The organism is Cyanobium sp. ATX-6F1 (genome assembly GCF_047395825.1).
In the GTDB taxonomy this organism is placed as follows: Bacteria; Cyanobacteriota; Cyanobacteriia; order PCC-6307; family Cyanobiaceae; genus ATX-6F1.
The window spans coordinates 543,691-568,728 of the sequence record NZ_JBCEBF010000003.1 but is presented as its reverse complement, the minus strand read 5'-3'; the positions used below and the strand labels follow the sequence as shown (position 1 = coordinate 568,728).

The window sequence follows — 25,038 nt, the reverse complement described above, 5'->3', positions numbered from 1 at the left end:
ATCGGTTCCCTGTGGTGGCATCATTTCAGCCCCCCGACCCCCGCTTCAGTGAGCAGCTGATCGATCAGCTGCGCTTCAGCGAAGCCGGATTGATTCCGGCGGTGGCCCAGGACTGGCTCGATGGCGCCGTGCTGATGGTGGCCTGGATGAACCGCGAGGCGATCGAGCGCACCCTGGCCACGGGCGAGGTGCACTACTGGAGCCGCTCCCGCGCCGAGCTCTGGCCCAAGGGGGCGACCAGCGGCCACACCCAGCGGCTGCGGGATCTGCGCTTCGATTGCGACGCCGATGTGCTGCTGCTCACAATCGAGCAGACCGGCAACGTGGCCTGCCACACCGGCGCCCGCAGCTGCTTTTGAACCCGGCCCCGAGCGCAGCGCCGGCGGGTCCACGGCCCTGCCGCCCCCGGCTGATGTGTGCACCGAGCTGGCGCAGGTGATCGAGGGGCGCCGCGACCGGCCCGAGCCCGGCAGCTACACCAACAAGCTCCTCGAGGGCGGCGACAACCGCATCCTCAAGAAGGTGGGCGAGGAGAGCGCCGAATTCGTGATGGCCTGCAAGGACGACGACCCCGACGCCATCGCCGGCGAAGCGGCCGACATCCTTTTCCATGTGCAGGTAGCCCTGGCCCACCACGGTGTCAGCTGGCGCCGGGTGCAGGAGGTGCTGGCCGAGCGGCGCGGGGCGCCACGGCGGGAGTGAGCATTAAGGGCCGTTCTGCACCAGGCCAGGGCCCCCCAGGGCGGACTGCTGCTGCAGCCAGCGCAGGGTGGCCAAGTCGCGGGGGCTGAGCTCCAGCACCGGTTGCGCTCCAGGCACCGCCGCCATCGCATCAGCGGGGTCGTTGCTGTGGCCCCAGAGGCCGAAGGCATGGCCCAGTTCGTGCAGGGCCGTGGCCTGGATCGCCGGTTGGCGCTGGTCGGGGCTGATCAGCACCTCCACCCGCGGCTCCAGCAACCTCTGGCCCAGCGGCTGCCCCTGGCGCTGGGCTTCCACCAGCAGCAGCAGCGCACGGCCGTGGCTGGCCCGCTGCGGGCGGCCTTCAGCGATGAGCGGTGGCCGCCTGCGGTAAAGCCGCACCTGGGCACGGCCTGGATCCTCCACCCGACTGATCGGCATGTATCTCTCCCAGGTGGCCAGGGCGGCGTCCACAGCCCCCAGCCAGCGGCGCTGCCAGATGAGCTCCGCTTCCCTGCCCCCCAGCGGCTCCACCCAGACGCACCAATGGTCCCGCCGGGCCCAGCCGGCGGGCGTTGGATTGATCCGATTGCGGTAGTCGTCGGGGCTGGGGGCCGGGAGTGGGGTGGGCCGAAGCGGTTCCTGGCCGCTTTCGATCACCCGCACCGCAACGGCGGCAGGGCACCGATCGGCCGGCAGCGTGGCTGCGCCGCCCGTGGCCTGGCCAGCCACCAATACCAGCAGGAGCCCCAGCGCCAGGGGCCATCCCTGGACGGGCCAGCGGGGGCGACGCTCGGACACGGCGGTGGTGGGGTGGGGGCTCAGCCCGCCAGACCCACGCCCCGGGCCATCAAGGTGGCCAAGAGGGGGATGGCGGCAAAGCCCGCCAGTTCGATGTTCAGGATCCAGGCGAGGCGGTTGGCGAGGGCTTCGCTCACCTGGGGCAGTTCCCCCTTGCGCAGGGGGAGGGCCCAGAGGATGTAGGTGACCGTGGGATAGAGCGAAAGGGTGCCGATGGCGATGTACAGACCCACCTTCCACCAGAACACGGGATTGGCGGTGTAGAACTCCGTTCCCTGGCCGAAGTAGAGCACCCGCAGGATGCCGCTGACCAGCAGGGTGAGGGCGGCGATTCCGTAGACCACATCGGTGATCACCATCAAGGTGGCCTCCCCCGGCTCGGGTTGGCCTTGATCAGACGCCGCTCCAGCACCAGGGCGCCGAAGCAGAGCATGATGCTCACGTAGTGCGCATAGGCCACCCCGGCGCTGGTGAGCACGTCGGTGGGCAGGACGGCGAAGCCGGGCATCGGAGCTGGATTGTTAGCCCGACGACCGTAGCGGGGGCCTGGGCCTGGCGCTTCGGTGGGCCATGGCCCGAAGGAGGCCGGCTGACGGCCATCACCCCGAGGGTGGGCGGATAACCAGGGCTCGACCCCACCGGCAGGGGCGGCCCACAATGAGGGCGTTCGTTTTTTTCGGCGGGCCAGGCCATGTCATCAGCCAACGGCGCAGCGGATCCGGTCGAGACCGAGGTGCTTGAAAGCACCGTTGTCGATGAGGGGACCCTGCGGCGGTTGTTGCGCCGGGCCGGCCGCCTGCTGGCCCGACCGGCGATCGAGTGCCTGGAGTTGCTGCTCGATGGCGACACCCCCTACCAGGTGCGCTTCACGATGCTGGCGGCGCTCACCTATCTGCTGCTGCCCCTCGATCTGATTCCTGATTTCATCCCCGCGGCAGGCTTCAGCGACGATCTGGTGGCGCTCACGGCCCTGCTGGGCCTCTGCGGCCGGCACCTCACACCGGACATCCGCCTGCGGGCGCAGCGCAAGCTGGATCGCTGGTTTCCCCCAGCCGGTGATGGCCACCCTCAGCACGGAGCAGCTGGAGGAGCTGCAGACCTTCCTCAAGGAATGGCTGCGCCACACCGGCCGCACCCAGGCCGATCTGCGCCGCGCCCTGAGGGCCAGTTCGATCCGCATGCCGGTGCTGCTGGGGGAGCTCGAGCGCACCTATGGCCGCGCCGGTCTCGCCGGCCTGGCCGAGCGTCTCTGTGGCATCGAGGAGCAGTGGCAGGGCGAGGAGGGGCAGGCCGAAGGGGGCACTGACTTCGAGGATCCCCTGGGCCAGCTCGACCTGTTGCTCGAAGAGATTCGCGCCGACCTCAAGCCTTGATGGTCCCAGGCAAACTGTCACCATCACCCTTTTCTCGCCCGCCCATGTCCGCTTCGTCGCCACGGCTGTTGATTGGATCGATGCTGCTGGCCCTGGGGTCCACCGCTCTGGTGCTTGCCGCTCCTGGGGCCCTGGCCCAGAGCCAGCGTTTCCTGCTCAGTCCCGGGAACCGCGGCAAGGTGGGTCCGAGCACCACGGTCACGCCCGAGAACTGCGTCACGGCCGCCGATGGCGCCATCACCTGTGACACCAAGCTCACGAACCCCCCGGGTGACACCCCCGCCAAGCCCCAGTTCAGTCCCTTCAGCCAATGAAGCGGCTGCTGCGGATCCTGCAGGACGACCAGGCTTTCCTGCGGGGGATCGACCAGGGGGAACGCCTGCTGGCCAAGGCCCTCTCGCTGATCCTCGCTTTGGTGGTGGTGGTGGCCAGCATCCACCTGCTGCAGCTGGTCTGGAGCGATCTGCTCAACACGGAAACCACCTGGCTGGGGGATGAACTCACCCGAGTGCTGGGTGATGTGCTCAACGTGCTGATCGCCCTGGAGGTGCTGCAGAACCTCACGGCCTATCTGCGCCGCAAGGTGATCCAGATCGAGCTGGTGCTGGTCACCGCGCTCACGGCGGTGGCGCGAAAGGTGATCGTGCTTCCGCCTGGGTCGGAAGACAAGCCGTTACTGCTGGCCGGGCTGGGCCTGGTGGTGCTGTCCCTGGCCGCGGCCTACTGGCTGGTGCGCCAGCCGGTGGCGATCAGCTCGTCGTCCCAAGGAACAGGGCGAGCCAAACGGTTCCTGGGGAAGGATCGGTTCCCTCGACCCGATGACGCCGATGCGGACTGATCAGCAGCGCATCCCCCACCGCCAGATCCCGGGGCTGGGGCTCATCCTCAAAACGCAGCCTGGCACTGCCCTGGAGCAACAGCACCCATTCCGTTTCGCTCTGGTCGTACCACTGACCTTCGGGGCTCACAGCTGAGCAGGAATGGATCGACTCCAGGCGCAAGCCAGGGGCTTCCAGGAGCACGTCGCTGCGCTCCTGGCCCGGTGAGGGGCATGGCTGGGCGAGCAGGTTGCCGGCCCGTGGACCGTCAGGGCCGTTGGACTCACCCCAGCGCCGGCCGATGCTGAACCCCCAGCGGGCCGCCAGATCCACCACCTGATGGTGGTGGCCGCACTCCCGCAGGGCGCGGCGTAACTCCGGCTGGGTTTCGCCCAGGGCCACGAAGGCCTGCAACTGGCGCACTTTTTCGAGAAAGCGTTGCAGGTCGGCTTCCGCCATGGCTTCGGTTCAAGGTGTGGGGACGCCTGGTTCGTCCAGGAACTTGCCCATGCGGAAGCGGTCGAACAGCACGCCGGCGAACAGCACCTGTTCGGGCCGCTCCACCCGCCAGCCCCGGCGCTCCAGCAGGGGCCTCGAGAGCTGACTGGCTTCGGTGCGCAGGCGCGTTACACCCATTCTGCGGCCATGGTTCTCCAGCGCCTCCAGCAGGGCCGAGGCGCGACCCTGGCGGCTGGAGCGGCCGCGGCAATACAGCAGCGAGAGGCGATCGATCGGCTGCAGCAGGGCGAAGGCCTCGATCGTGGCGCCCCCCTCGGAGCAGCTGGCCAGGCCGAATCCCGCTGACAGTTCCGCCTCCAGCGCGACTCCAGCGCTGTGGCCGGCCCAGGCCGCCACCTGGCGCGGGCTGTACAGCGGCGGAGCCTGATCGAGCACCGCTTGCCGGTAGACCTCGATCAGCTGGGGCAGGTCCTCGGGCAGCAGGGGGCGAAGCAAGGCCATGGGACTAGGTTGACGGGGAGGCTGCGAAGAATTGAAAAGAGTTTCGCTGCTTCCTTGATTGGGACCGGCGCGGGGTGTCGGCTCCTTTTTACGGTTTAGCCAAGTCCATGGATCGGAGTTGAAGGCCATGGCCACACACAAACCCCTCACCATCGGCGAGCTGGAGGCAGGATTCTCCGCCTATTGCATGGCCCTGAGGCGGTTGGTGGGGGAACAACGGGGCCTGGAGACGATCGAGCGCACGTTGTGTTGGCACAACCTTCAGCGACTCCACGATTCCCTCCCCCAGCGCTACAGATCACCAACCGAGCTCTACCAACGCTATGAACGCACCCGCCGCGCCGGTGGAGACAAGCCCGACTAGTTCGTCGACTTGGTGGTCAGAGCTGGACTGCATGGTGTAGTTTGAATTTGTCAAGTTCATCGCAACGTTAATGTCACCCCTTACGGGTTCCGAGCTGCTTTCCAAGGTCAAAGAACTTGGTGATGTGAGCAAGTCCGATATCGTGCGTGCCGCCGGCTACGTCTCCACCAAAAAAGACGGCGGCGAGCGCCTGAATTTCACCGCCTTCTACGAGGCCCTGCTGGAGGCCAAGGGCGTGGAGCTTGGCTCCAGCGGCAAGGTGAGCAAGGGCGGCCGCAAGCTCAGCTACATCGCCACGGTGCAGGGCAACGGGAATCTGCTCATCGGTAAGGCCTACACCGCCCTGCTGGATCTCAAGCCCGGTGATGAATTCGAGATCAAGCTCGGCCGCAAGCAGATTCGCCTGATCCCCGCCGGCTCCAGCGAAGACGACGAGGATTGATTCCCCAGCGGGCGCCAGGAGGGCGTCCCTGGGTGCCGCACCACAGCAGCCCTTGGCTGCGCTTGCGAACGGGCCGAAATGTTATCAAGGGCACAATCTTGGCCCGTGAGTGGGGGCGAGGCCCGTTCAACCCCATCACTGGATGGATTCCAGTCGTCCGCCGTGGGGTGGTTCGCTCAGCTCGAGATAGTCATCGGGGGTGCAGGTCAAAAGGATCACCTGCACCCCACGGCTGACACCCAGGGCCAGCATCTGCCTGATCAGCGGTAGGCGCTGTGGGTCGGTGTTGGTGAAGGCATCGTCGAACACCAACGGCAGGCAACCGTCGTAGGCCGGCAGCAGCACTTCCGCCAGCGCCAGCCGCAGGGCCGAGGCGAGTTGTTCGCGCATGCCGCCGCTCAGCCGCTCGAAGCCGAAACTTTCGCCGTCCTGCCGCAGCAGCAGATCCCCAAAGCCCTGCTGTGGATCGAGCTGCAACTGGGGGCCTCCGCCGCCTGGCCCAGGGCCAGCAGGTAGGGCCCCAGGGCGGCCGTCAACGGCGCGCCGTAGCGGCTGGCGAGATCATCCTGGGCCGCCAGAAAAAGGGTTTGCAGCAGCTGCAGGGCGGCGACCCGCCGCTCGATCGCCGCCCGCTCCGCCCGGGTGGCCTCCCACTCCGCCTGGCGGAACTCCAACTCGGCGCGTGGGTCACTGGAGCTCAAACTCCCAATCAGTTGCTCGCACTGCCCCTTGCGGGTCAAGAGGCCGTCCTTTTCCCCCTCCAGCCGGCTCCTCTCGGCGTTGATTCTGGCCTCGAGGCCTGTGGGGAGTTCGCCGATCGCGCCAGCGGCCTCTCCGGGGGCCGCTGCAGGCGTCACATCCATGGCTGGGTCATCGGCCCGTGGATCCAGTTCAAGCAGCTCCCGCGCCATCGACTCCAGCACCCTTTCCTCGGCCCGCAGCTCCGCGGCCTGCTGGCCGAGGCTGGCGCTGAGGCGCTCCAGGTCGCCGTGGCTGCTGAGCAGCTCCTGCCGCCGTTGCTCCAGGGCCAGCAGGGAGCCCTGCAACTGATCAAAGCGCTGGCGCTGTTCCGCCAGTTGCTGCGCCAGTGCCTGTTCCCGTTCCCGGTCGCTGTCCTGGGCCCGCTGACTCGCCTCCAGTGCGCTGTTGAGGCCTGAGAGCAGCTGGCGCAGATCACCCAACGCTGGCTCCAGGCTCTCGAGCGCGCCCACCTCCTGTTCGCCAAGCTCAGGTTCCGCTTCGGGCGCCTCGGCCCTGGGCGCAGCCGCAAGGGCCGCCACCAGGCGGGCCCGTTGGGGGGCCAGGGCGGCGAGGCGATCACTCAGGCCGCTCCAGGGGATCGTGCTGGCGCTCTGGCGCAGGTTGGCCAGCTCCGTCTCCAACTGACGCCGCTGGCGCTCGATCGTCTCGGCGGCTTCGCTGCTGCTCACCTTCAGTTCCGCGCGCAGGGCGGTGAGCGCAGACTGCTCCTGCTGGCGCTGGCGCCGGGCCAGGGCCAGGGCGTCGCCACCCCCGGGCTGATTCGCAGCCGCACGCCCACGCCGATGCTGAGCTCCGTGGGCTCCAGCAGGGTGCGCGGGGCCCCGGCTTCCAGCGGCACCCCCCAGCTGCACCGTCTGGTCGGAGCTGATTAGTTCCAGGCTGGTGGCCATCGCGTCGCAGCGGGCGCTGGTGCGCTCGGCCCGTTGTTCGGCTTCCCTCAGCTGCCGCACCTGGGTCTGGTCGATGGCCGGCAGGGCCGCCAGGGTGACCTTGGCCTGCTCGGCCTGCTGCTGCAAACTCTCGAACTGCTGGCGGTGGAGCAGCAGCTGGCGTTCGCTGCTCTCCAGGCGGGCCAGCTCCAGCTGTAGCTCCAGCCGTTCCTGCCGCTCCCTGAGGGCCTTGGAGCGCGCCAGCTGCTGAGCGTGGCTCTCCCGGCGCTCGAGTTGTTGGGCCTGGAGCCGGCCCAGGGCGGCGGCGGCCTGATCCAACTCCCCTGGAGCCGCTGCTGCTCCAGGAGCTGGCGCTCCCGCTGGGAGTTGAGTGACTGGAACTGCTGGAGGGTGGCTTCCAGCACGTGCAGGCGCTGGCGCGAGGGCTCCAGCTCCGCCTGCTTCAGGCGCAGGCTGTGGGCGAGGGCCTGGCGTTGCTCCAGGGCCGGGCGCTCGATGCGTTCGATCTGCTCGAGCCGTTGCTGGAGGCCTCGAAGTTGCTCCATCGAGGCTTCCAGTTCCTCACAGCGGGTCTGGGCCAGGTGCACCCGCCGCTGGGCCTCCTGATCGTCCTGGCGGACCAGGGCCAGGGCCGATCCGGCCCGCACGCGGCCCGTGCTGGTGAAGCTGACCTCCAGCTGCTCGGTGATGCGCTCCAGCACCTGCCGGTCCAGGGGGAGTGGAGGGCCTCGGTGCCGCCCCGTCGTTGCAGCTGCTCCACCAGGCGCCCCAGGTCGTAGCGCTCGCCATGGCCCGAGAGGGGGTTGGCGCCACCTTCCCCCTGGCGCACCCAGAGGTGGGCCCAGCGTTCCGGCAACTGGGCGATGCGGCGTCCCTCCACCGGCTGGCCCACCCCCAGCAGTCGGGCCAGGGCCTCCTCGGCGGCGCCACCGGAGAGGGCCAGGCCGGCGTCGTTGCTGAGGTGGCAGGTGCCGCTGGCGCCGGAGAAGCGCTTGCGCAGCTGCCAGCGCTGGCCGCCCGCCTCAAAACGGATCTCCACCTCCGGCTGGCCGCCATGGCGACGGGCCCGCAGCTCCTCCACCCCACGGCCGGTGGCTGTGGCCCGCAGGAACAGACCCTTGTGCAGGGCTTCCACCAGGGTGCTCTTGCCGGCCTCGTTGGGGCCGCCGACCACGGTCAGGCCGGGATCGAAGCTCAGTTCCAGGTCGCTGTGCAGGCGGACCCGGCGCAGGTGGCAGGAGAGCAGACGCATGGGCTCAGGGGCTGCATTCCTGCACCAGCTGGTGCAGTTCACTGAGGGCCAGGCGCACCACGGCGCCCGTTTCCTCGGGCTGCTCCATGGCCTGCTCAGTGGCCTGCTCTGTGGCCTGGGCGTCTTCCAGTTGCTGGTTCAGCGCATGGGCCACCTTGGCGATCAGGGGGTCGCCGGGCCGCAGGGTGAGCTCGGCCAGCTCATCGCCCTCCGGGCTGGCCTCGCAGTGGCCGCGGCGCTTGAGGCGCAGCAGCTGGGCCTCCAGTCGCTCCAGCAGCAGGGCGTGGCGGCGGTGGCCCTGCAGGCTGAGCTGGCCCTCCTCCTCCAGCAGCAGCAGGTCCTGACCGACCCGATCGCCCAACAGGCCGAGCAGTTGTTGCTCGAAGCGCCCGAGATCCTCATCGCCGTTGAAGCGAAACCGCAGCTGATGCCAGTTCAGACGGCCGGTGGGCTGGATCGTGACCGTGGGGGCTCCGCCCCGTTCCACCGCCACCTGCAGCACCTGGCCGGAGCGGTAGTCGCTGGAGCGTGGGAAGCGGTCCTGCTCCGGGCAACCCGCGTACCAGACCTTCTCGGCCACCTGCTTGAGGCCGTGCCAGTCGCCGAGGGCGACGTAGTCGACCGACGCGAGCAGGGCGTCCTCCAGGCGCAGCAGGTTGTTGGCGGCCGGCGGGTTGTCCTCGTCGGCCTCCAGATCGATGGCGCCGAAGCCCGATGTGGCGCCATGGGCCAGCACGATCCGCGGTCGCTCCGCCGGCAGGGTGTCCCAGTCGAGTTCCCGCAACCAGCCGCTGGGGTCCTCGCTGTCCTGGCGCCGCAGCAGGGGGCAGGGGAGCACCACCGCCTGCTCCAGCACCAGCGGCCGACGCTCCAGCAGCACCTGAAGGTTCAGGGCGCGCAGTTCCCGTTCGGCCTGGAAAAAGGCCGAGTGCCAGAGCGATCCGGGTGCCCCGTGGTCATGGTTGCCGGGGATCACCAGGACCGGCAGGCCCAGGCGGCCGAGGGCGAAACAGACGGCGCTCACGTCGCTGGAGCTGGGGGTGGGGGAATCGAACAGATCGCCCGCCACCAGCAGGAAGGCCGCACCGCTGGAGTGCGCCAGGGGCCCGAGGCGATCGATCACCTCCAGGCGCGCCTGCCGCAGTCGTGCCCGCTTATCCGGATCGCTCACCCGGGCATAGGGTTTGCCGATCTGCCAGTCGGCGCTGTGCAGAAACGACACCATCGGCCCCTTGCGCTCCATGGGCAACGTCTCGCTCAGTGTGCCCCTCCTGCCCAGCGACAGCAGGCCCAGGCCCTGGCGGCCCTGGGTCGCTGGGGCCTGGCCCTGTTGCTGGGGTTTGCTCTCCTTGTGGTGCTGTGGCCCCTGCCCGCCGGGGGTTTGAGCGCTGATGACAAATCAGCCCAGGGGGCCTCTGGCCAGGGCGCCCGCTTGTTCGCGAATCACTGCGCCGCCTGCCATATCAACGGCGGCAACATCATCCGCCGCTCCCAGACCCTCAAGCTCAAGGCCCTGGAGCGGCGCGGACTCGCCAGTGCGGAGGCGATCGCCCTGGTGGCCGCCAACGGCCTCGGCCAGATGGGGGGCTACGGCGAGGCCCTCGGACCCGGGGGAGCCGAGGCGGTGGGGGCCTGGGTGTGGCAGCAAGCTCAAAAGGCCTGGATCCAGGGATAAACCTTCAGCTCGGTCCAGATTCCGTTGCGCCAATAGACATCCTGGCGCAGCAGGGTTTCCACCAGTTCCTGCGTGCCGGCTTCGTAGATACCGAACACATGGGTGCTGCCTTCGGTGGGCCCGAGGGTGATCAGAACTCCATCCTGTTGCTGTTGCCGCAGGCCGGCGAGATGCTCTTCGCGGAAGGGGCCTCGCCGCTCAAGGGCGTTGTCGCAGTAGGTGCCCCAGAGCACGAATTTTGCCATGGCCACGGTGGTCGGATCCCCGCGAGGTTAGTGGCGGGGGCTCCTCAGGGCCGCAGGTGTGATCGGTGTCATTCCAGTTCCATCCGGTTTGACCAACCTCGCCGGTTGTTCGCTATATTCTGATTGTCTTTAGCGTTTCAACTGTGGCACTCACGGGTTCCGATCTCCTTGCAAAAGTCAAGGAGCTTGGTGATGTCAGTAAATCCGACCTGGTGCGGGCCAGCGGTTATGTCTCCACCAAAAAGGATGGATCCGAGCGCCTGAACTTCACCGCTTTCTATGAGGCCCTGCTCGAAGCCAAGGGAGTCTCCCTTGGCTCCAGCGGCGCTGCGGTGGGCAAAGGTGGTCGCAAGCTGAGCTACGTGGCCACCGTGCAGGGCAACGGCAATCTGCTGATCGGCAAGGCCTACACCGCCCTGCTGGATCTCAAGCCCGGTGATGATTTCGAGATCAAGCTGGGGCGCAAGCAGATCCGCCTGATGCCGGTCGGCAGCAGCGACGACGACGAGGAATGAGCTAGGCGCCCGGTGCCGGAGGTGGTTCAGCGAACCGCAGTCCGGCACCGACCATTCGCTCCAGCAGCTGCAGATTGATCCGTTGCTGGGCGTCCAGCGACGCCACCAGATCAGCGCCTGGAAGGAAATAGCAGATTTCAAACACCAGCCCCCGCTCAGTCAACTGGATCAGGTGGCAGCGATTGAAGCGGCTCCCCTCCACCGACTCCACGGCCTGGCGCACCAATGTGGCAACGCTGCTCGCTTCCGCGGCCCGGGTGCCGCTGTGAAGGATGAAACGTTGCAGCACGCGGCGTTCCTTCAGATCGGCGTAATTGCGCAGCGTCTTGCCCAGCAGGTCGCCGTTGTTGATCACCACACGCTCACCATCGAGGCTGAGCAACTGGGTTGAGCGCAACCCCACCCTCGACACCCGTCCCCAGACGTCATCGAAGCGGATCAGCTGACCGACTTCGAAGGGTCGATCGAACAGGATCGTGAGGTAATTGATCACATCCTTGGCCGGCCCTTGCAGCGCGAAGCCGATGCCCAGGCCCGCCCCCGCCAGCGCTCCGACCACCGCGGTGAGCCGCACCCCCTGGTTCTGGAGAAACACCAGCAAGCCCAACACCCAGAGCACGAAACGCAGCATCGGAGCCAGGGCGATCAGGCCCTCCACCGCGGTGGAATCGCCCACCCGGGTGATGGCGACCGTGAGCAACTTGAGCAGGATCCGGTTCAGCAGCCGCACCACCAGGACCACCACCAGCAGCTGAACCAGGGCGCCCGCGAGCCGGTCGGCCAGGCCACCGAGGGCCAGGGCGCTCCAGGCCCAGAGCAGCACCCCCAGCGCCCCCAGGCCCAGGGCGGTGCCCTCCAGGCGATCGAGGATGAAGCGCTCGGTGAGTGCGGGGTCCCGGCGGTCCACGCCCCGGATCAGTCGGCGGGCGATCAGATGGGCCAATCCCAGCGCCAGCAGGCCCCCCGCCAGCCGGACCAGGGCCATCAGCAGGGCGGGCATCAGGGCTTCAGTCATTCAGAGCCGCCCGCAGGCGAGCGCAGAAGTGGACGGCGGCCAAGGGGGCCGAGCTTCCTGAATCCACTGCCTCGGCCATCACCTTCACCAGGGCGCTGCCGACGATCGCCCCGTCGGCGCCCCAGGCGCGCACCTGGCGGGCCTGCTCGGGGTCGGAGATTCCGAAGCCCACGGCCACGGGGGTGGGGCCCAGGGCCTTGAGCTGTTTCACCCGCTGCTCAACGCCCTGCTGGAGGTTGGAGCGCACGCCGGTCACCCCTGTCACCGACACCAGATAGGTGAAGCCCCGGCTGGCGGCGGCGATGCGCGCCAGGCGTTCGTCGGGGGTGGTGGGAGCCACCAGCAGCACCAGATCAAGGCCATGGGCCGCGGCGATCACCGAGAGCTGGTCGGCCTCCTCCAGGGGCAGATCCGGCACCACCAGGCCCGCCACCCCGGCGGCGGCGGCGGCGGCGCAGAAGGCCTCCATGCCGCGGTTGAGCAGGGGGTTGCTGTAGGTGAACAGCACCACCGGAATGGTCAGCTCCCCGCAGGCCGCCCAGCAGCTCCAGCACCGCCCCCGGGGTGGTGCCGGCGGCCAGGGCCCGGCCGGCGGCGGCCTGGATCACCGGACCATCCGCCAGGGGGTCGCTGTAGGGGATTCCCAGCTCGATCACATCGGCGCCGGCCCCCTGGAGCCCCAGCAGGGCGGCTCGGGTGGTGGCCAGGTCGGGGTCGCCGGCGACCAGGAACGGCATCAGGGCGCAGCGCTGCTGCTGCTGGAGCAGCTGGAACCGTTGCTGGAGGAGGGTGCCGCCCATCGGCCGTTGGCGCTCGGAGTTGCCAGTGAGCCTATGGGTTGGAGTTCAGAGCTCGGAGTCGGCCTTGAGCTGCCCGACCTCTTTGAGCAGCTTCTCCTGCTCCGCGGGGAGAGAGCATCGAACTGGCGTTGCAGATCTTCGTCGGTTTCGGCGTCGTAGGCGGCGCGGTAGCGGCGGCGCTGCTGCATGTAGGTCATGTTTCCCGTGACCACCCGGAACAGGTAGCTGCCGGTCCAGCCCAGCACCAGCACGATCAGCAGCGCCTCGGCGGCGATGCCGGCGGAGAAGCCCTCAAAGCCCGCCGCCTGGAACCCCAGGTAGCCGAGGCCGCCGAGGCCGAACACTCCGAGCCCGAGCAGGATCGCCATGCCGCGGGTCATGGCTCAGACCTCGCCCTGGCCGGAGAGTCGCAGGTTGAGGAAGGGGGCGAACAGAATCAGACCCGGGAAGAACAGGAACACAAGCCCGTAGACGGCGGTGCGTTCGATCTTGCCCATGGCGGTCCAGCGGCGGTTCATCCACCAGTAGAGGGCCAGGGGCACCACCACTAGGTAGGCGGCGCCGATGGCGCCATAGGCCCCGAGCACCAGAAGGGTCTCAGTGGACATCGAGCTGAGGACACCAGGCAAGGCCACGGAACCAGGATGCTGTGTGAGGGAAATCTAGGATGCGCAGGCCGGGGGCATGGCGAAATTGGTAGACGCAGCGGACTTAAAATCCGCAGACGGCAACGTTGTGGGGGTTCAAGTCCCCCTGCCCCCATCGCCCAGGACGCCCTAGTTGCAGCCCTGCACTGAAATCCGGTAGCTGAAGCCCAGGGCTCCGGGGTCACTGCTGGCGCCCACCTTGAAGTTCATCTGGCTGGCCTGCTTGCCGGGGATGGCGGGGAACGGGCCGAACATCCGCCCGGTGCCGATCGGCGGGTTCATGGTCTCGTTGATCACTTTTAAGTTGGAGCCATCGCTGAACTTCATGAACCCCTCCACCGGGTACTTGGCACCGGCGTCGGAGGAATTGGCGGTGAAGAAGAACTTGAAGCTGGTGTAGGGCTGGTTGACCACGAAGTCGGTGTTCCAGTTGGTCTTGCCGATCGCCTTACCGCGCCCCACCGACTTGGAAATGATCGGGCTCGTCCCGTTGCCACCGATCGGCGCCAGGAAGGTGCACACCGGCGCGGCCTGGGCGGCGGCACCCAAGCCGGCCAGGGCAACCACAGCCGGGAGACTCGCCTGGGCCAGGCGCTGGAGCGAACGGGCGCAGCGGATCGTCAGGCGCTGGGTCATGGGGCCGATGGGTGGGGCCCGTTGAAGTTACGGCAGGCCGCCGGCTGGTCAGCCGTGAACCGCCGCTGAGCTGGCCGGTTCATTCATCGCTGGGAATCAGCACCGTGGTGTGCAGGCTGTCGAGACCCAGATCGCCGGTGATGATCCACACCTGAATCTCGCCGCCCACGTCGTACACACTGCGCAGGCCCCCTGCTGGTGGTAGGCGGCCAGGGTGTTGGCCCGGGCGTCCCGGCCATCGACGAGCCCCCAGTCGCCGCGCCGGTGGCGCATCAACAGCCGATCGAGGGTTTCCTGGCCGATCCACTCCATCACCTCCGGCCTGACGTGGATCGCTCCGATGGCGAGGCGGGCGGCCATGGACTGCTCGGCGATGGGTGGGCTCAGAGCGCCTCGATCAAACGGTAGCGGGCACTCCAGGTGGCAGCGTTCAGCCGCTCGATCGCCTCGTGGTGGCTGCGGGCCAGCCGGGCCAGGCCCTGGTCCACCGCCGCGAAGGCCACGGCCTCGGCCACCGCCCGCGACACCGCCTGAACGGCCGTCAGGGGCGGCATCAACGGAGCCTGCGGATCGTGGGTGGCGGGGATCGCCAGGGCCAGGGCCTCCAGGGCCGCATCGATCATCTCCTCGCTCACCTCCCGCGCCCCCACGGCCACGGAGGCCAGTCCCAGACCCGGGAACAGAAAACAGTTGTTGCACTGCCCGATCACCCGCAGGCCCGCCGCCACGCTCACCGGCTCGAAGGGGCTGCCGGTGGCCACCAGGGCCCGTCCGCCCGTCCAGGCCAGCAGGTCGGCGGGCTGGGCCTCCGCCAGGGCGGTGGGGTTCGAGAGCGGCAGGATGATCGGCCGCTCCACCCCGGCGGCCATCGTCTCGACCGCGGCGCGGTTGAAGGCCCCGGCCACCGTCGAGGTGCCGATCAGCACGCTGGGCCGCACCTGCTCCAGCACCGTCTGCAGGTTGATGGCGCCATGGGCGTCCCGGGGGAAGGACGTCAGCTCCTCCAGCGGCCTGGCGAAGGCCCGGAGGCTGGGGGAGATCGTAGTGGTCGCTGCGCAGCAGCCCCTGGCGATCGATCAGCCAGATCCGCCGCCGTGCCTCCTTGGGCCCCATGCCGCCGCGCTCGAGCAGCCGCGCCAGCCGCTCGGCGATGCCGAAGCCGGCGGTGCCGGCGCCGAAGATCACGATGCGCTGCTCCGCCAGGGTCTGGCCCAGACCCCGGGCGGCGGCGAGCACGGCGGCGCTGGCCACGCCGCTGGTGCCCTGGATGTCGTCATTAAAGCTGGCGAGCCGGTGCCGGTAGGACTCCAGGTTGCGGCGGGCATTGGCGGTGCCGAAGTCTTCCCAGTGCAGGAAGGCGTGGGGTGCCAGCTGCTCCACGGCGGCCACGAAGGTGGCGATGAAGTCTTCGTAGGCCGCTCCACGCAGGCGCGGCTGGCGCCAGCCGGGGTAGAGGGGATCGGCGAGCAGGTCGGCGCGGTCGGTGCCCACATCGAGCACCACCGGCAGCGCGCGTTCGGGATCGAGCCCGGCGCAGAGGGTGTAGACCGCGAGCTTGCCCTGGCAGATGTGGATGCCGCCGATGCCCTGGTCGCCGATGCCGAGGATGCCTTCGGAGTCGGTGACCAGCAGCAGCTCCGCTGGGTGGAGCCCGGTCTGGACCATGCCCTGGGCCAGCAGTTCAGCCAGGCGCTCCTGATCGGGTGCCGCCAGGTAGATCCCCTGTGAAGGGGTGCGGTAGGTGGCGCTGAAGCGTTGGATCGCCGCACCCACCGTCGGTGTGTAGACGATCGGCAGCACCGCCTCGATGTGCTCTTCGAGGAAGCGGTGGAAAAGGGTGAGGTTGTTCTGGCGCAGGGCCGACGCGAAGGTGGAAGCGCTGCAGCGGATCGGCCAGCTCCTGGAACTGGGCCCAGACCCGCTGCACCTGCTGCTCCAGGCTTTCCACCTGGTAGGGCAGCAGGGCTTCGAGGCCCAGGGCCAGGCGCTCGCCGCGGCTGAAGGCGGTGCCCTTGTTGAGGCCTGGATGGGAAAGGAGTTCAGCGCCCCGCAGGCGCGTACCGATGGACCTGGGGAGCTGGGCCGTGGTGCTCAGAAAACTCAGGCCCCAGGATGGCGCAGGGTGCGCCAGTCACCACAAGCGGTGCTCACTTCCACGCCGATGCCGATCGACTCGAGGCTGCCCAACCCCTGCTCACTCCACCACTGCACCGCGTCGCCCCAGGCCGCGTCGGGGGAGTCATAGAGGTCGTCGAGGACGGGGTGGGGGCATCCGTGCTGATCCACCAGGCGGTAGGCCCGGGTGCGGCTGGGGGCTAGAGGAGAGACAACCATCGTCTTGCTGCGCATCGACACAGCAACAGCATGGAGCCTGTGACAGCTGCTGACTGTCACCGTTGTCACTTGTTGGTGTTCAGCCTCCAGGGCATGGTGTCTCCGGCGTGGAACGGCACCAGGGCCAGAGGCTCCCGGTCGGCCGGCAGCGCACTCCCGTTCTCGAACTCCTGCAGCATCGGCACCACCTGCGCTTGCCGTTGCAGTTCGATCGTTCCATCGTTCAGCGGCAGGCCGTAGAAGCGCGGTCCGAATTCCGAGGCGAAGGCTTCAAGGCGACCCAGGGCTCCCTCCTGCTCGAACACCTGGGCGTAGCTCTCGATCGCGACCGGCGCGTTGTAGATCCCGGCGCAGCCGCAGGCCGATTCCTTGGCGCCCCGGGGGTGGGGGGCTGAATCGGTGCCCAGGAAGAACTTGGGGTTGCCGGAGGTGGCGGCCTGGCGCAGGGCCAGCCGGTGCAGTTCCCGCTTGGCCACCGGCAGGCAGTAGAAATCCGGGCGCAGCCCGCGGTGGAACATCGCGTTGCGGTTGATCTGCAGGTGATGGGGGGTGATCGTGGCGGCCAACTGCGGGCCGGCGGCGGCCACAAAATCCACCGCCTCGGTGGTGGTGATGTGCTCCAGCACCACCTTCAGGGCGGGGAATCGGCCCAGCAGCGGCTCCAGATGCCGTTCGATGAACACCCGCTCGCGATCGAAGATGTCCACCTCCGAATCGGTGACCTCCCCGTGGATCAACAGGGGCATGCCGATCGCCTGCAAGCGCTCCAGCACCGGAGTGATGCGGGCCAGCTCGCTCACCCCTGCGGCGGAGTTGGTGGTGGCGTGGGCGGGGTAGAGCTTGCAGGCCGTGAACACCCCGGCGCGGAACCCCCGCTCCAGTTCGTCTGGTTCGCTCGCGTCGGTGAGGTAGGCGGTCATCAGCGGCGTGAACGCGGCCGCCTTGGGAAGCGCCGCCAGGATCTGGTCCCGGTAGGCCGTCGCCGCCGCCACGGTGGTGATCGGTGGGCTGAGGTTGGGCATCACGATCGCCCGGGCGAAAACCCGGGCCGTTGCCCCCACGACCGCCTGCAGCAGAGCCCCCTCGCGCAGGTGCACATGCCAGTCGTCGGGGCGCCTCAGGCGCAGCGTGCCTGGGTCCGTGGCCTGGAGCGGGAGTCCGCTCATTTCGGGCCCCGGGAGCCCGGCGGGCCGCCCGTCACCAGGTAACCGCTCACGGCCAGCAGCAGCACGCTGGCGCAGAAGAAGACCAGCGAGGTGCCATCGGTGATCGGGAAGCTCAGCATCGCCTTGAAGGCGGCCACGATCAGGGCCACCACAATCACCTTGACCAGTTTCTCCTTCAGCCCGTCGAGGCTGCGGATGTCCAGCAATCCGCTGCTGTTCTGGTCGTGGCCCTTGGCCGCCTCGATGTCGGAGATCAGCAGTTCATAGACCCCGTAGCCAAAAATCAGCAGGGCGATGCCGATCAGGTAGAGATCCACCCCCGACACCAGTTCCGCCAGCAGCTTGGCCTCGCCCTTGGGCTCGAACTGGCCGCCGAAAATCTTGAACAGCGCCTTGAAGATCTCCCGCGTACCCAGCACAAAGGAGGCGGCGGTGCTCACCAGGCTCATCACCACCGGCACGATCGCCATCAGGCGGACGCGCCAGAGCCAGCGCTCGAAGCGCTGCTCGAAACGCTTGCGGGGAGTGTTCCGGGAAGGCGCCATCGGGGGACCTTAGGCAGGGGCTGCCTTGATCCGGCGACTCCCAAGGCCTGGCCGAGTCCTGGCCCGTTCGCTCGCCCCTGGCCTCAGGCTTCCCTCAGCTCCTGCCCCGGCACCCGCAGCAGTTGGCGGTGGGGGAGGTTGCCGAACTGCTCGCGGGCGATCGCCAGCAGTTCCCCCTCACCGAGGTCGGCGTCGTTGAGGGTCACCACCCCGACGATCCGCTCCAGCAGATCGCGGCGGTGGGTCTTGAGATGGCGCAGCATCACCTGGCGCAGGTCGCTCTCACCGGTGCCATGGCCCAGCAGCAGCACGGCATCGGCAGCGGCGATCGCCGCGGTGATCCGGCTGAGGTAGTCGTGGTCGAGGGGAGCCCGCTGGCCGGCGACGTCACGGTCGTGGCGATGGGTGAGGCTCTGGCCTGAGCCCCAGATCCCTTCGGGGCGAAGCACGGCATGCTCCACCGCTTCGCCCTCCAGCTGGAAGGCGTCGGTGTGCTGATGGCTCAGGTGCAGCACCAGGCGGTGGCCCTGGTCGCCCCGGGGAGTATCGGCTTCGGTTTCGGGATGCTCTGGACTGACGCCCGCCTCCTCAAGGAAATGGCGCAGCCGCAGCACCGCCTCCGGATCGAGGGTTGTGCGGTGGTGCCCACCGCAGTGCAGCCAGGTTTCAGGCCCCGCCTCCAGCCGGATCTGCAGCCGCCCGCCGTGCTGATCCACCTCGGCGCCCAGGGCATGGCAGAGCGCCTCGGCTTCGCTGAGCCTGATCCCGTGGCTGACGGGGTGGGCGAACAGGGCACGCAGGGTCTGGAGTTGGTGGGCTTTCATGGCGGCACGCCTGTCTCTTTCTGCAATGTATGGCGGTTGATCCCGCTCGGAAGGCAAAGCCCACGCAGTGTTGCTCGCTGGGCCGCCGCCGTCGCAGCGCAGCGGCCCGATCATCAGAATCGAGCGACGACAGGCTTCGGCATGCACCCCTTCCATTGGTTCGCCCAGACCACGATGCTCGGCCTGGGGGTGGCCTTTTCGCCGATCACCATCGCCCTGGTGGCGCTGCTGCTGCTGGGCCAGCAGCCCCTGCTGCGCAGCGGCAGCTTCCTGACCGGCTGGGCCCTGGCCAACGGCGGCGCCCTGTGGGCCTTCGTGGTCTTCGGCCAGCGCTTCACCCACCTGCTGCACCAGGGCGGCCGCGGCCAGGTGCTGGTGGATCTGATCGGCGCCGGGGCCCTGCTGGGGCTGGGCCTGTTCCAGCTCACCCCGGCGGTGAGCATCGGTGAGGAAGGCTGGGCGATGCAGTTGATGCAACGCCTCCCCGATCTGGATCTGGCGCCGCTGCTGGGCCTGGGCATGGGCTGCGCCCTGATCAGCCCGGAGAACTTCGTGTTCTATGTGAAGGAGGCGGGCCTGGTGCTCACCAACCGTCCCGGCCTGATCACCGACCTGGAGATCGGTTCGGTGTTTGTGCTGATGGCCAGCTCGCTGCTGCTGCTGCCGCCCCTGATCTGGATTCTCAGCGGTGGCCGGCTGGAAGCGCCGCTCTCCCGTATCAAGGACTGGCTGGTGCACCGGGCCGAACCGCTGGTGGGCGTGCTGGCGCTGCTGCTGGCGGCCTACCTCGGTTGGCAGGGGGTTGAAGGGTTGCTTCAGATGGGGACTGCTTTGGCCTGAGGGTCGCCCTGGCCTGAGGCCGGCCCTGTCGGCATGGTTACTGGAGCGGTCCGCTGCCGCTGGCACACTGCTGGCACGTTTCCCTGGCCCTGATGGCTCCTCTGCATCGCCGCTTCCTCGCCGCCCCCTGCTGCTGGCCCTGGTGCTGGGCGGCTGCGCCAATGACAGCGGCGGCAATGGGGTTCAGAGCGAGAAGCTCAGCACCATCCGCAGCCGCGGCAAGCTCCTCTGCGGCGTGGATGGCAAGCTTCCTGGCTTCAGCTTTGTGGAATCCGATGGCCGCTACAGCGGCCTTGATGTGGACATCTGCAAGGCGGTGTCGGCCGCGGTGGTCAATGATCCCGACAAGATCGAATACCGCGACCTCAACTCCAGCGAGCGCTTCGCCGCCCTGGCCAGTGGTGAAATCGATCTGCTCTCGCGCAACACCACCGAGACCCTCAGCCGCGACGCCGCCGGCGGCAATGGCCTGAGCTTCGCGCCCACCACCTTCTACGACGGTCAGGGGGTGATGGTGCCCGTGGCCAGCGGTGTCAAGACCCTCAAGGATCTGGCCGGCAAGCCGATCTGCGTGGAAAGCGGCACCACCACCGAGCTCAACCTCGCCGACCGCATGCGCGAGCTCAAGGTGGCCTACAACCCGCTGAAGTTCCAGACCGGCGACCAGACCTACACCGCCTACCTCGGCGGACGCTGTCTGGCGGTCACCAGTGACCGCTCCCAGCTGGCGGCCAAGCGCACCGGCTTCCCCGATCCCAAGGCCCACGAGCTGCTCACGGAGGTGCTCAGCAAGGAGCCCCTCACCCCGGCCACGGTGAACGCCGATCCGGCCTGGGCCGATGCGGTGCGCTGGACCATCTACGGCCTGATGCAGGCCGAAGAGCTGGGCATCACCCAGGCCAACGTGGCCGCCAAGGTGGCCGAGGCCAAGGCCAATCCCAACCTGGCCGACCTGCGCCGCTTCCTGGGGGTGGAGGGAGACTTCGGCAAGCAGCTGGGCCTGCCGCCCGATTTCGTGGTCAAGGCGGTGAGCGCCGTGGGCAACTACGGCGAGATCTTCGAGCGCAACGTGGGGCAGAACTCCAAGCTCAAGCTGGAGCGCGGTCTGAACCGCCAGTGGAAAGAAGGCGGCCTGATCTACTCGCCTCCCTTCCGTTGAGCCAGACCCCTCTTCCCGCGGCGGCGCCCAGGCCCCCTGGTGGCGGGACCGGCGCGTGATTCCCTGGCTGGTGCAGGCCCTGGTGGGTCTGCTGATCCTGGTGGTGATCGCCTTTCTGCTCGGCAACCTGGTGCGCAATCTCAGCGCCGCTGGCCTGCTTTTGAGCTGGCGCTGGCTGGGGCAGCCGGCCGGCTTTGATCTCTCCGAGTCGGTGCTGCCCTTCAACGCCGAGTTGCCCTACTGGCGCGCGCTGCTGGCCGGCCTGGCGAACACCCTGCGGGCGGTGCTCCTGGGCCTGGTGGGCTCCACCCTGCTGGGCACCCTGCTGGGCATGGCCTCCTTCAGCAGCAATGGTCTGCTGTGGCGCCTGGCGGCCGTGTACGTGGAGGTGATCCGCAACATCCCGTTGCTGCTGCAACTGGTGTTCTGGTATTTCGTCGTGTTTCTCTCCTTGCCCAACGGCACCGGCGCCCTGCAGCTGCCGGGCCTGGTGTTGGCCAAATCGGGGCTCTACGGCGCTGGATTCGAAGCCGGCTGGCTCTGGCAGGGTCCGGAGCTGATCAATGGGGTCTGGCACGCCCCCTGCGGCTTTCGGTGGAGTTCACGGCGCTGCTCACCGGACTGATCGCCTATACCGGCGCCTTCATCGCCGAGGTGGTGCGCGGCGGCATCGCCGCGGTGCCCAAGGGGCAGTGGGAGGCCGCCGCCTCCCTGGGGCTGCACTGGGCCACCACCCTGCGCCGGGTGGTGCTGCCCCAGGCCCTGCGGGTGATCATCCCGGGCCTCAACAGCCAATACATCTCCCTGGCCAAGAATTCCTCCCTGGCGGTGGCCGTGGGCTACGCCGACCTCTATTCGGTGGCTGAAACCACCCTCAACCAGACCGGTCGCGCGGTGGAGGTGATCCTGCTGCTGCTGGGCTCCTACCTGGTGCTCGATCTGCTGATCTCGGCGCTGATGAACGGGCTCAACGGCCTGGTACAGATCCGCGAACGCTGATGACCCGCTCCCTTCCCCAACGCCTGCGCCGGGAACTGATGGCCACCCCCTCGATGGGGCGGTGAGTGCGGTGCTGATCGTGGCGATCGTGGCCGCGGCCTTGGCCTTCGGGCGCTGGGCCTTCGGTCGGGCCCAATGGCTGGTGATCCAGGCCAACAGCACCCTGCTGGCGGTGGGCCGCTACCCGATCGAGCAGCAGTGGCGCCTGTGGCTGCTGGTGGGCCTGCTGGCGGCCGCCACCGGCCTGGGCTGGGGGCTGCTGCGGGGCCGCCGCTGGCCCTTCAACGACAGGCTGGCCGCCGGTCTGCTCGTGGCCCTCGGCCTCTGGGCCCCCGCCGCCCTGGCGCTCAGCCTGCCCCTGCAACTGCGCTGGTGGGCGATCACCGCCCTGCTGCTGGCCCTGCGCTGGGCCTTCGGCCGTTGGGGGACCGCCTGGCTGCAGCGCTTGCCCGCAGCCCAGCGGCGTCTGCTGCCCCTGGGCTGGCCCCTGCTTTATGTGGTGGGCCTCTGGCTGATTGCCGGCGGCCTGGGGCTGGGCAGCGTGGCCCCCTCCGAGTGGGGCGGTCTGCTGTTGACGCTCCTTTTGGCCAGCCTGGCGATGCTGCTGAGCTTCCCGCTGGGGGTGCTGCTCGCGTTGGGGCGGCGCAGCGAACTGCCGCTGCTGCGCTGGGGTTCGGTGCTCTACATCGAGTTCATCCGCGGCGCGCCGCTGATCACCCTGTTGTTCCTGGGCCAGAACATCCTCGGTTTTCTCCTGCCGGGGGCCTCGCCCCCGATCGGGTCTGGCGGGCCGCGGCGGTGCTCACGTTGTTCTGTGCCGCCTACCTGGCCGAAGCGGTGCGCTCCGGTCTGGCGGCGGTGCCCCGGGGCCAGGTGGAGGCGGCCCGATCCCTGGGGCTTTCCGTGCTCCAGACCCTCAGCGCCGTGGTGCTGCCCCAGGCCCTGCGCACCGCCCTGCCCACCATGGTGGGGCAGTTCATCTCCCTGCTGCAGGACACCACCCTGCTCTCACTGATCGGCCTGCTTGATCTGCTCGGCATGGCGCGCTCGGTGATGGCCAACCCGGCCTACCTGGGCAAGAACGCCGAGGTCTACCTCACCTTGGCGGTGTTGTTCTGGTGCTGCTGCGCTGCCCTGGGCCTGGGCAGCCGTGCCCTGGAACGCCGCCTCGACACCACCCGCCCTGCCTGAACCATGAGCCAGCCCTCCGCCGAATGCATGATCGAGGCCCGTGGGGTCCAGAAGTGGTACCCGAACGGGTTCCATGCCCTGCGCGGCGTGGATCTCACGGTGCACCGGGGCGAGGTGGTCGTGGTGATGGGCCCCTCGGGTTCGGGCAAGAGCACCTTCATCCGCACCTTCAACGCCCTGGAGGATTTCCAGCAGGGCAGCATCACCGTCGATGGCCGGGCGCTCTCCAACGACCTGCGCGACATCGACGCCATCCGCCGTGAGGTGGGGATGGTGTTCCAGCAGTTCAACCTCTTCCCGCACCTGAGCGTGCTTGAGAACCTCACCCTGGCGCCGATCCAGGTGCGCAAGCGCCCGAAGGCGGAAGTGGAGGCGCAGGCCTACGCCCTGCTGGAGCGGGTCGGCATCCGCGAGCAGGCCGATAAGTACCCCGGTCAGCTCTCCGGTGGCCAGCAGCAGCGGGTGGCGATCGCCCGTTCCCTGTGCATGGAGCCGCGCATCCTGCTGTTCGATGAACCCACCAGCTCGCTCGATCCGGAGATGGTGCGCGAGGTGCTGGAGGTGATGCGCAACCTGGCCGCCGACGGCATGACCATGGTGGTGGTCACCCATGAGGTGGGCTTTGCCCGTGAGGTGGCCCACCGGGTGGTGTTGATGGCCGAAGGCCAGGTGGTGGAGGAGGCCGATCCAGCCACCTTCTTCACCAACCCCAGCCACGAGCGCAGCCGCCAGTTCCTGGCCCAGATCCTCTAGCCCAGCGATTCCAGCAGCAGTCTCAGCAGGCCGACCAGGGCGGCCACCCCGATCACCTTCAGCACCGACCAGCGCCAGGCCAGCAACGCCCAACCGGCCGCCAGCATCAGCGCCAGGGCCGGTGCATCAAAGGCCCCGCCTGCGCCCTCGGGCCAGAGCACGTGGCCGGCGAAAAACACCGCCAGGTTGACGATCACCCCCACCACGGCGGCGGTGATCGCCGTGAGCACACCACCGAGGCGCAGGTCCTCGCGGCTGGCCTCCACCAGCGGCCCGCCCGCGAGGATGAACACGAACGAGGGCAGGAAGGTGAACCAGGTGACGGTGAGCGCCGCCGCGACTGCCGAGCTCCACACCTGGGTTTCACCGAACAGCGGGGTGTTCCAGCCGCCCATGAAGCCCACGAAGCTGACCACCATGATCAGCGGCCCGGGGGTGGTCTCCCCCAGGGCCAGGCCGTCGATCATCTGGCTGGCGGAGAGCCAGTGGAACTGGTTGACCGCCGCCTCGCTCACGTAGGGGAGCACCGCATAGGCGCCGCCGAAGCTGACCAGGGCCACCTGGGTGAAGAAGCGCGCCATGGTCACCAGGCCTCCATTCCAGCCCTGGATCGCCGTGAGCCAGGCCAGGGGCAGACCCAGGGCCAGAGCCGCCGCCAGCAGGGTGAGCGCCAACCGCCGCTGGCTGAAACGGGCGTGCTCCGGTGTGGGCGAGTCATCGCCATGGAGAATCTCCAGGTTCGATTCCTGGACCGCCCCGCCGCTGGCGGCGCCATGGCGCCCCCCACCCCGGAACAGCTCGGGGCGGAGCCGGCCACCGATCCAGCCGATCAGGGCGGCGCCGGCGATCAGGGCCGGAAACGGCAGCTTCAGCAGCGTGAGGGCGATGAAGGCCGCCACGGCGATCGCCCCGAGCACGGCGTTGTGGAGGGTGCGCTGGCCCACCCGCCAGGCCGCCTGCAGCACGATCGCCGTGACCGTGGGCTTGAGCGCCCAGAACACCGCCGCCAGCGCCGGCAGCTGACCCCAGACCACGTAGACCGTGGAGAGGGCGATCAGCAGCAGCAGCGAGGGCAGGATGAACAGGCTGCCCGCCACCAGGCCTCCGGCCACCCCGTGGTTGAGCCAGCCGATGTAGGTGGCCAGCTGCTGGGCCTCCGGCCCGGGGAGCACCATCGCGTAGTTGAGCGCATGCAGAAAGCGGCGCTCCGAGAGCCAGCGCCGGCGGTCCACCAGTTCGCTGTGCATCAGCGCCACCTGGCCGGCGGGACCGCCGAAGCTGATCAGACCCAGCTGCAGCCAGAAACGCGAGGCCTCGCCAAAGGAAACGCTGCGACTCAAGGGAGGGATGCTTT

The 25,038-nt window shown here is 68.6% G+C and carries 30 protein-coding genes, 1 tRNA gene and 7 pseudogenes; 17 read left to right on the top strand and 21 right to left on the bottom strand.

All coding sequences use genetic code 11. The annotated features are described in order from the left end of the window. The first annotated feature begins 14 nt into the window (after positions 1-14). A pseudogene (gene hisIE / locus AAF143_RS14835) lies at positions 15-702 on the top strand (bifunctional phosphoribosyl-AMP cyclohydrolase/phosphoribosyl-ATP diphosphatase HisIE). 3 nt (positions 703-705) lie between these two features. On the opposite strand, the gene AAF143_RS14830 reads toward hisIE, so the two are convergent. Together AAF143_RS14830 and AAF143_RS14825 are read right to left on the bottom strand one after the other, a co-directional pair. Beyond that, a complete protein-coding gene (locus AAF143_RS14830) occupies positions 706-1,479 on the bottom strand; it encodes a peptidase (protein ID WP_255006764.1) in 774 nt (257 codons plus the stop codon). Between the two features lie 20 nt (positions 1,480-1,499). After that, positions 1,500-1,987 (bottom strand): annotated as a pseudogene (locus tag AAF143_RS14825) (DUF2214 family protein). Between the two features lie 183 nt (positions 1,988-2,170). Here AAF143_RS14825 and AAF143_RS14820 point away from each other — a divergent pair. From AAF143_RS14820 to AAF143_RS14805, 4 genes and pseudogenes are all read left to right on the top strand, one after another. Next, positions 2,171-2,527 (top strand): annotated as a pseudogene (locus tag AAF143_RS14820) (DUF1232 domain-containing protein); the annotation flags it as partial. Positions 2,528-2,537: 10 nt separating this feature from the next. Continuing rightward, positions 2,538-2,852: a hypothetical protein gene (locus AAF143_RS14815; protein ID WP_255006759.1), complete on the top strand. Its 315-nt coding sequence runs from the start codon at positions 2,538-2,540 to the stop codon at positions 2,850-2,852. A 44-nt stretch (positions 2,853-2,896) separates the two neighbouring features. Next, positions 2,897-3,166 carry a hypothetical protein gene (locus tag AAF143_RS14810; protein ID WP_255006758.1) on the top strand — a complete coding sequence of 90 codons (270 nt, stop codon included), beginning with the start codon at positions 2,897-2,899 and terminating at the stop codon, positions 3,164-3,166. Further along, positions 3,163-3,690: a phosphate-starvation-inducible PsiE family protein gene (locus AAF143_RS14805; protein ID WP_255006757.1), complete on the top strand. Its 528-nt coding sequence runs from the start codon at positions 3,163-3,165 to the stop codon at positions 3,688-3,690. Before AAF143_RS14810 ends, AAF143_RS14805 begins: the two co-directional genes overlap by 4 nt. On the opposite strand, the gene AAF143_RS14800 is transcribed toward AAF143_RS14805, so the two are convergent. Both AAF143_RS14800 and AAF143_RS14795 read right to left on the bottom strand, forming a co-directional pair. Then, a complete protein-coding gene (locus AAF143_RS14800; protein WP_255006756.1) occupies positions 3,602-4,129 on the bottom strand; it encodes a Nif11 domain/cupin domain-containing protein in 528 nt (175 codons plus the stop codon). The two genes, AAF143_RS14805 and AAF143_RS14800, sit on opposite strands and share 89 nt — an antisense overlap. Positions 4,130-4,138: 9 nt before the next feature. Beyond that, positions 4,139-4,630, bottom strand: a complete 492-nt coding sequence (locus AAF143_RS14795; protein WP_255006755.1) for a GNAT family N-acetyltransferase — start codon at positions 4,628-4,630, stop codon at positions 4,139-4,141. Between the two features lie 127 nt (positions 4,631-4,757). Between AAF143_RS14795 and AAF143_RS14790 the strand changes: the two genes are divergently transcribed. Beyond that, the gene (locus tag AAF143_RS14790) at positions 4,758-4,994 is read left to right on the top strand and encodes a DUF3136 domain-containing protein (protein ID WP_255006750.1); all 237 of its coding nucleotides are present in this window, start codon (positions 4,758-4,760) and stop codon (positions 4,992-4,994) included. Positions 4,995-5,064: 70 nt separating this feature from the next. Then, positions 5,065-5,436 (top strand): AbrB family transcriptional regulator, encoded by a 372-nt coding sequence (locus tag AAF143_RS14785; protein WP_255006749.1) that lies wholly within the window; start codon positions 5,065-5,067, stop codon positions 5,434-5,436. 135 nt (positions 5,437-5,571) lie between these two features. Here AAF143_RS14785 and AAF143_RS14780 read toward each other — a convergent pair whose 3' ends face one another. From AAF143_RS14780 to AAF143_RS14765, 4 genes are all read right to left on the bottom strand, one after another. Next, positions 5,572-5,826 carry a hypothetical protein gene (locus AAF143_RS14780; RefSeq protein ID WP_414027285.1) on the bottom strand — a complete coding sequence of 85 codons (255 nt, stop codon included), beginning with the start codon at positions 5,824-5,826 and terminating at the stop codon, positions 5,572-5,574. An 8-nt stretch (positions 5,827-5,834) separates the two neighbouring features. Then, positions 5,835-7,406, bottom strand: a complete 1,572-nt coding sequence (locus AAF143_RS14775) for a hypothetical protein (protein WP_414027284.1) — start codon at positions 7,404-7,406, stop codon at positions 5,835-5,837. Between the two features lie 124 nt (positions 7,407-7,530). After that, positions 7,531-8,340, bottom strand: coding sequence for an AAA family ATPase (locus tag AAF143_RS14770; protein WP_414027283.1), 810 nt, complete (start codon positions 8,338-8,340; stop codon positions 7,531-7,533). A gap of 4 nt (positions 8,341-8,344) precedes the next feature. Beyond that, positions 8,345-9,583, bottom strand: coding sequence for a metallophosphoesterase family protein (locus tag AAF143_RS14765; RefSeq protein ID WP_255006747.1), 1,239 nt, complete (start codon positions 9,581-9,583; stop codon positions 8,345-8,347). A gap of 78 nt (positions 9,584-9,661) precedes the next feature. On the opposite strand from AAF143_RS14765, the gene AAF143_RS14760 reads away from it, so the two are divergent. After that, on the top strand, positions 9,662-10,015 hold the full coding sequence (locus AAF143_RS14760; protein ID WP_414027512.1) for a c-type cytochrome: 354 nt from the start codon (positions 9,662-9,664) through the stop codon (positions 10,013-10,015). Here AAF143_RS14760 and AAF143_RS14755 read toward each other — a convergent pair. Further along, positions 9,991-10,260: a YciI family protein gene (locus AAF143_RS14755; protein WP_255006746.1), complete on the bottom strand. Its 270-nt coding sequence runs from the start codon at positions 10,258-10,260 to the stop codon at positions 9,991-9,993. The genes AAF143_RS14760 and AAF143_RS14755 overlap by 25 nt on opposite strands. Positions 10,261-10,403: 143 nt before the next feature. On the opposite strand from AAF143_RS14755, the gene AAF143_RS14750 reads away from it, so the two are divergent. Beyond that, on the top strand, positions 10,404-10,775 hold the full coding sequence (locus AAF143_RS14750; RefSeq protein WP_255006745.1) for an AbrB family transcriptional regulator: 372 nt from the start codon (positions 10,404-10,406) through the stop codon (positions 10,773-10,775). A 1-nt stretch (position 10,776) separates the two neighbouring features. On the opposite strand, the gene AAF143_RS14745 is transcribed toward AAF143_RS14750, so the two are convergent. The 4 genes and pseudogenes from AAF143_RS14745 to AAF143_RS14730 all read right to left on the bottom strand — a co-directional run bounded on the left by AAF143_RS14745 (position 10,777) and on the right by AAF143_RS14730 (position 13,198). Further along, complete coding sequence (locus tag AAF143_RS14745) at positions 10,777-11,790, bottom strand: mechanosensitive ion channel family protein (RefSeq protein WP_255006744.1); 1,014 nt, start codon at positions 11,788-11,790, stop codon at positions 10,777-10,779. Next, positions 11,783-12,590 (bottom strand): annotated as a pseudogene (gene trpA, locus AAF143_RS14740) (tryptophan synthase subunit alpha). The gene AAF143_RS14745 and the pseudogene trpA overlap by 8 nt, the downstream one beginning before the upstream one ends. A 45-nt stretch (positions 12,591-12,635) precedes the next feature. Next, positions 12,636-12,970 (bottom strand): annotated as a pseudogene (locus AAF143_RS14735) (DUF3007 family protein). 3 nt (positions 12,971-12,973) lie between these two features. Continuing rightward, positions 12,974-13,198, bottom strand: coding sequence for an NAD(P)H-quinone oxidoreductase subunit L (locus tag AAF143_RS14730; protein ID WP_255006732.1), 225 nt, complete (start codon positions 13,196-13,198; stop codon positions 12,974-12,976). A gap of 70 nt (positions 13,199-13,268) precedes the next feature. On the opposite strand from AAF143_RS14730, the gene AAF143_RS14725 reads away from it, so the two are divergent. Continuing rightward, a tRNA-Leu gene (locus tag AAF143_RS14725) sits at positions 13,269-13,352 on the top strand. Between the two features lie 14 nt (positions 13,353-13,366). Here AAF143_RS14725 and AAF143_RS14720 read toward each other — a convergent pair. The 7 genes and pseudogenes from AAF143_RS14720 to AAF143_RS14690 form a co-directional block, all read right to left on the bottom strand. Continuing rightward, positions 13,367-13,873 carry a hypothetical protein gene (locus tag AAF143_RS14720; protein WP_255006730.1) on the bottom strand — a complete coding sequence of 169 codons (507 nt, stop codon included), beginning with the start codon at positions 13,871-13,873 and terminating at the stop codon, positions 13,367-13,369. Positions 13,874-13,969: 96 nt separating this feature from the next. Continuing rightward, positions 13,970-14,233 (bottom strand): hypothetical protein, encoded by a 264-nt coding sequence (locus AAF143_RS14715; protein ID WP_414027282.1) that lies wholly within the window; start codon positions 14,231-14,233, stop codon positions 13,970-13,972. Positions 14,234-14,256: 23 nt separating this feature from the next. Next, positions 14,257-15,730 (bottom strand): annotated as a pseudogene (gene maeA / locus AAF143_RS14710) (oxaloacetate-decarboxylating malate dehydrogenase). A gap of 243 nt (positions 15,731-15,973) precedes the next feature. After that, entirely contained in the window at positions 15,974-16,267 is a 294-nt protein-coding gene (locus tag AAF143_RS14705) for a hypothetical protein (RefSeq protein ID WP_414027281.1), read from the bottom strand. Positions 16,268-16,272: 5 nt separating this feature from the next. Next, positions 16,273-17,373, bottom strand: a complete 1,101-nt coding sequence (pyrC, locus tag AAF143_RS14700) for a dihydroorotase (protein ID WP_255006726.1) — start codon at positions 17,371-17,373, stop codon at positions 16,273-16,275. After that, entirely contained in the window at positions 17,370-17,918 is a 549-nt protein-coding gene (locus AAF143_RS14695; protein WP_255006725.1) for a YqhA family protein, read from the bottom strand. Before AAF143_RS14695 ends, pyrC begins: the two co-directional genes overlap by 4 nt. 83 nt (positions 17,919-18,001) lie before the next feature. Beyond that, positions 18,002-18,742, bottom strand: a complete 741-nt coding sequence (locus AAF143_RS14690; RefSeq protein WP_255006724.1) for a hypothetical protein — start codon at positions 18,740-18,742, stop codon at positions 18,002-18,004. 141 nt (positions 18,743-18,883) lie between these two features. Between AAF143_RS14690 and AAF143_RS14685 the strand changes: the two genes are divergently transcribed. From AAF143_RS14685 to AAF143_RS14655, 7 genes and pseudogenes are all read left to right on the top strand, one after another. After that, a complete protein-coding gene (locus tag AAF143_RS14685) occupies positions 18,884-19,582 on the top strand; it encodes a GAP family protein (protein WP_255006722.1) in 699 nt (232 codons plus the stop codon). Positions 19,583-19,724: 142 nt separating this feature from the next. Further along, positions 19,725-20,741 carry an amino acid ABC transporter substrate-binding protein gene (locus AAF143_RS14680; protein WP_414027280.1) on the top strand — a complete coding sequence of 339 codons (1,017 nt, stop codon included), beginning with the start codon at positions 19,725-19,727 and terminating at the stop codon, positions 20,739-20,741. A 55-nt stretch (positions 20,742-20,796) separates the two neighbouring features. Continuing rightward, on the top strand, positions 20,797-21,366 hold the full coding sequence (locus AAF143_RS14675; RefSeq protein WP_414027279.1) for an ABC transporter permease subunit: 570 nt from the start codon (positions 20,797-20,799) through the stop codon (positions 21,364-21,366). Then, positions 21,336-21,740: an ABC transporter permease subunit gene (locus tag AAF143_RS14670; RefSeq protein ID WP_414027278.1), complete on the top strand. Its 405-nt coding sequence runs from the start codon at positions 21,336-21,338 to the stop codon at positions 21,738-21,740. The genes AAF143_RS14675 and AAF143_RS14670 overlap by 31 nt, the downstream gene beginning before the upstream one ends. 598 nt (positions 21,741-22,338) lie before the next feature. After that, positions 22,339-22,410 (top strand): annotated as a pseudogene (locus AAF143_RS14665) (hypothetical protein); the annotation flags it as partial. A 128-nt stretch (positions 22,411-22,538) separates the two neighbouring features. Then, on the top strand, positions 22,539-22,931 hold the full coding sequence (locus AAF143_RS14660; RefSeq protein ID WP_414027277.1) for an ABC transporter permease subunit: 393 nt from the start codon (positions 22,539-22,541) through the stop codon (positions 22,929-22,931). A 3-nt stretch (positions 22,932-22,934) separates the two neighbouring features. Then, positions 22,935-23,684: an amino acid ABC transporter ATP-binding protein gene (locus AAF143_RS14655; protein ID WP_315859598.1), complete on the top strand. Its 750-nt coding sequence runs from the start codon at positions 22,935-22,937 to the stop codon at positions 23,682-23,684. Here the strand turns inward: AAF143_RS14655 and chrA are convergent. Next, positions 23,681-25,024 (bottom strand): chromate efflux transporter, encoded by a 1,344-nt coding sequence (chrA, locus tag AAF143_RS14650; RefSeq protein WP_255006703.1) that lies wholly within the window; start codon positions 25,022-25,024, stop codon positions 23,681-23,683. The two genes, AAF143_RS14655 and chrA, sit on opposite strands and share 4 nt — an antisense overlap. Positions 25,025-25,038 lie beyond the last annotated feature (14 nt).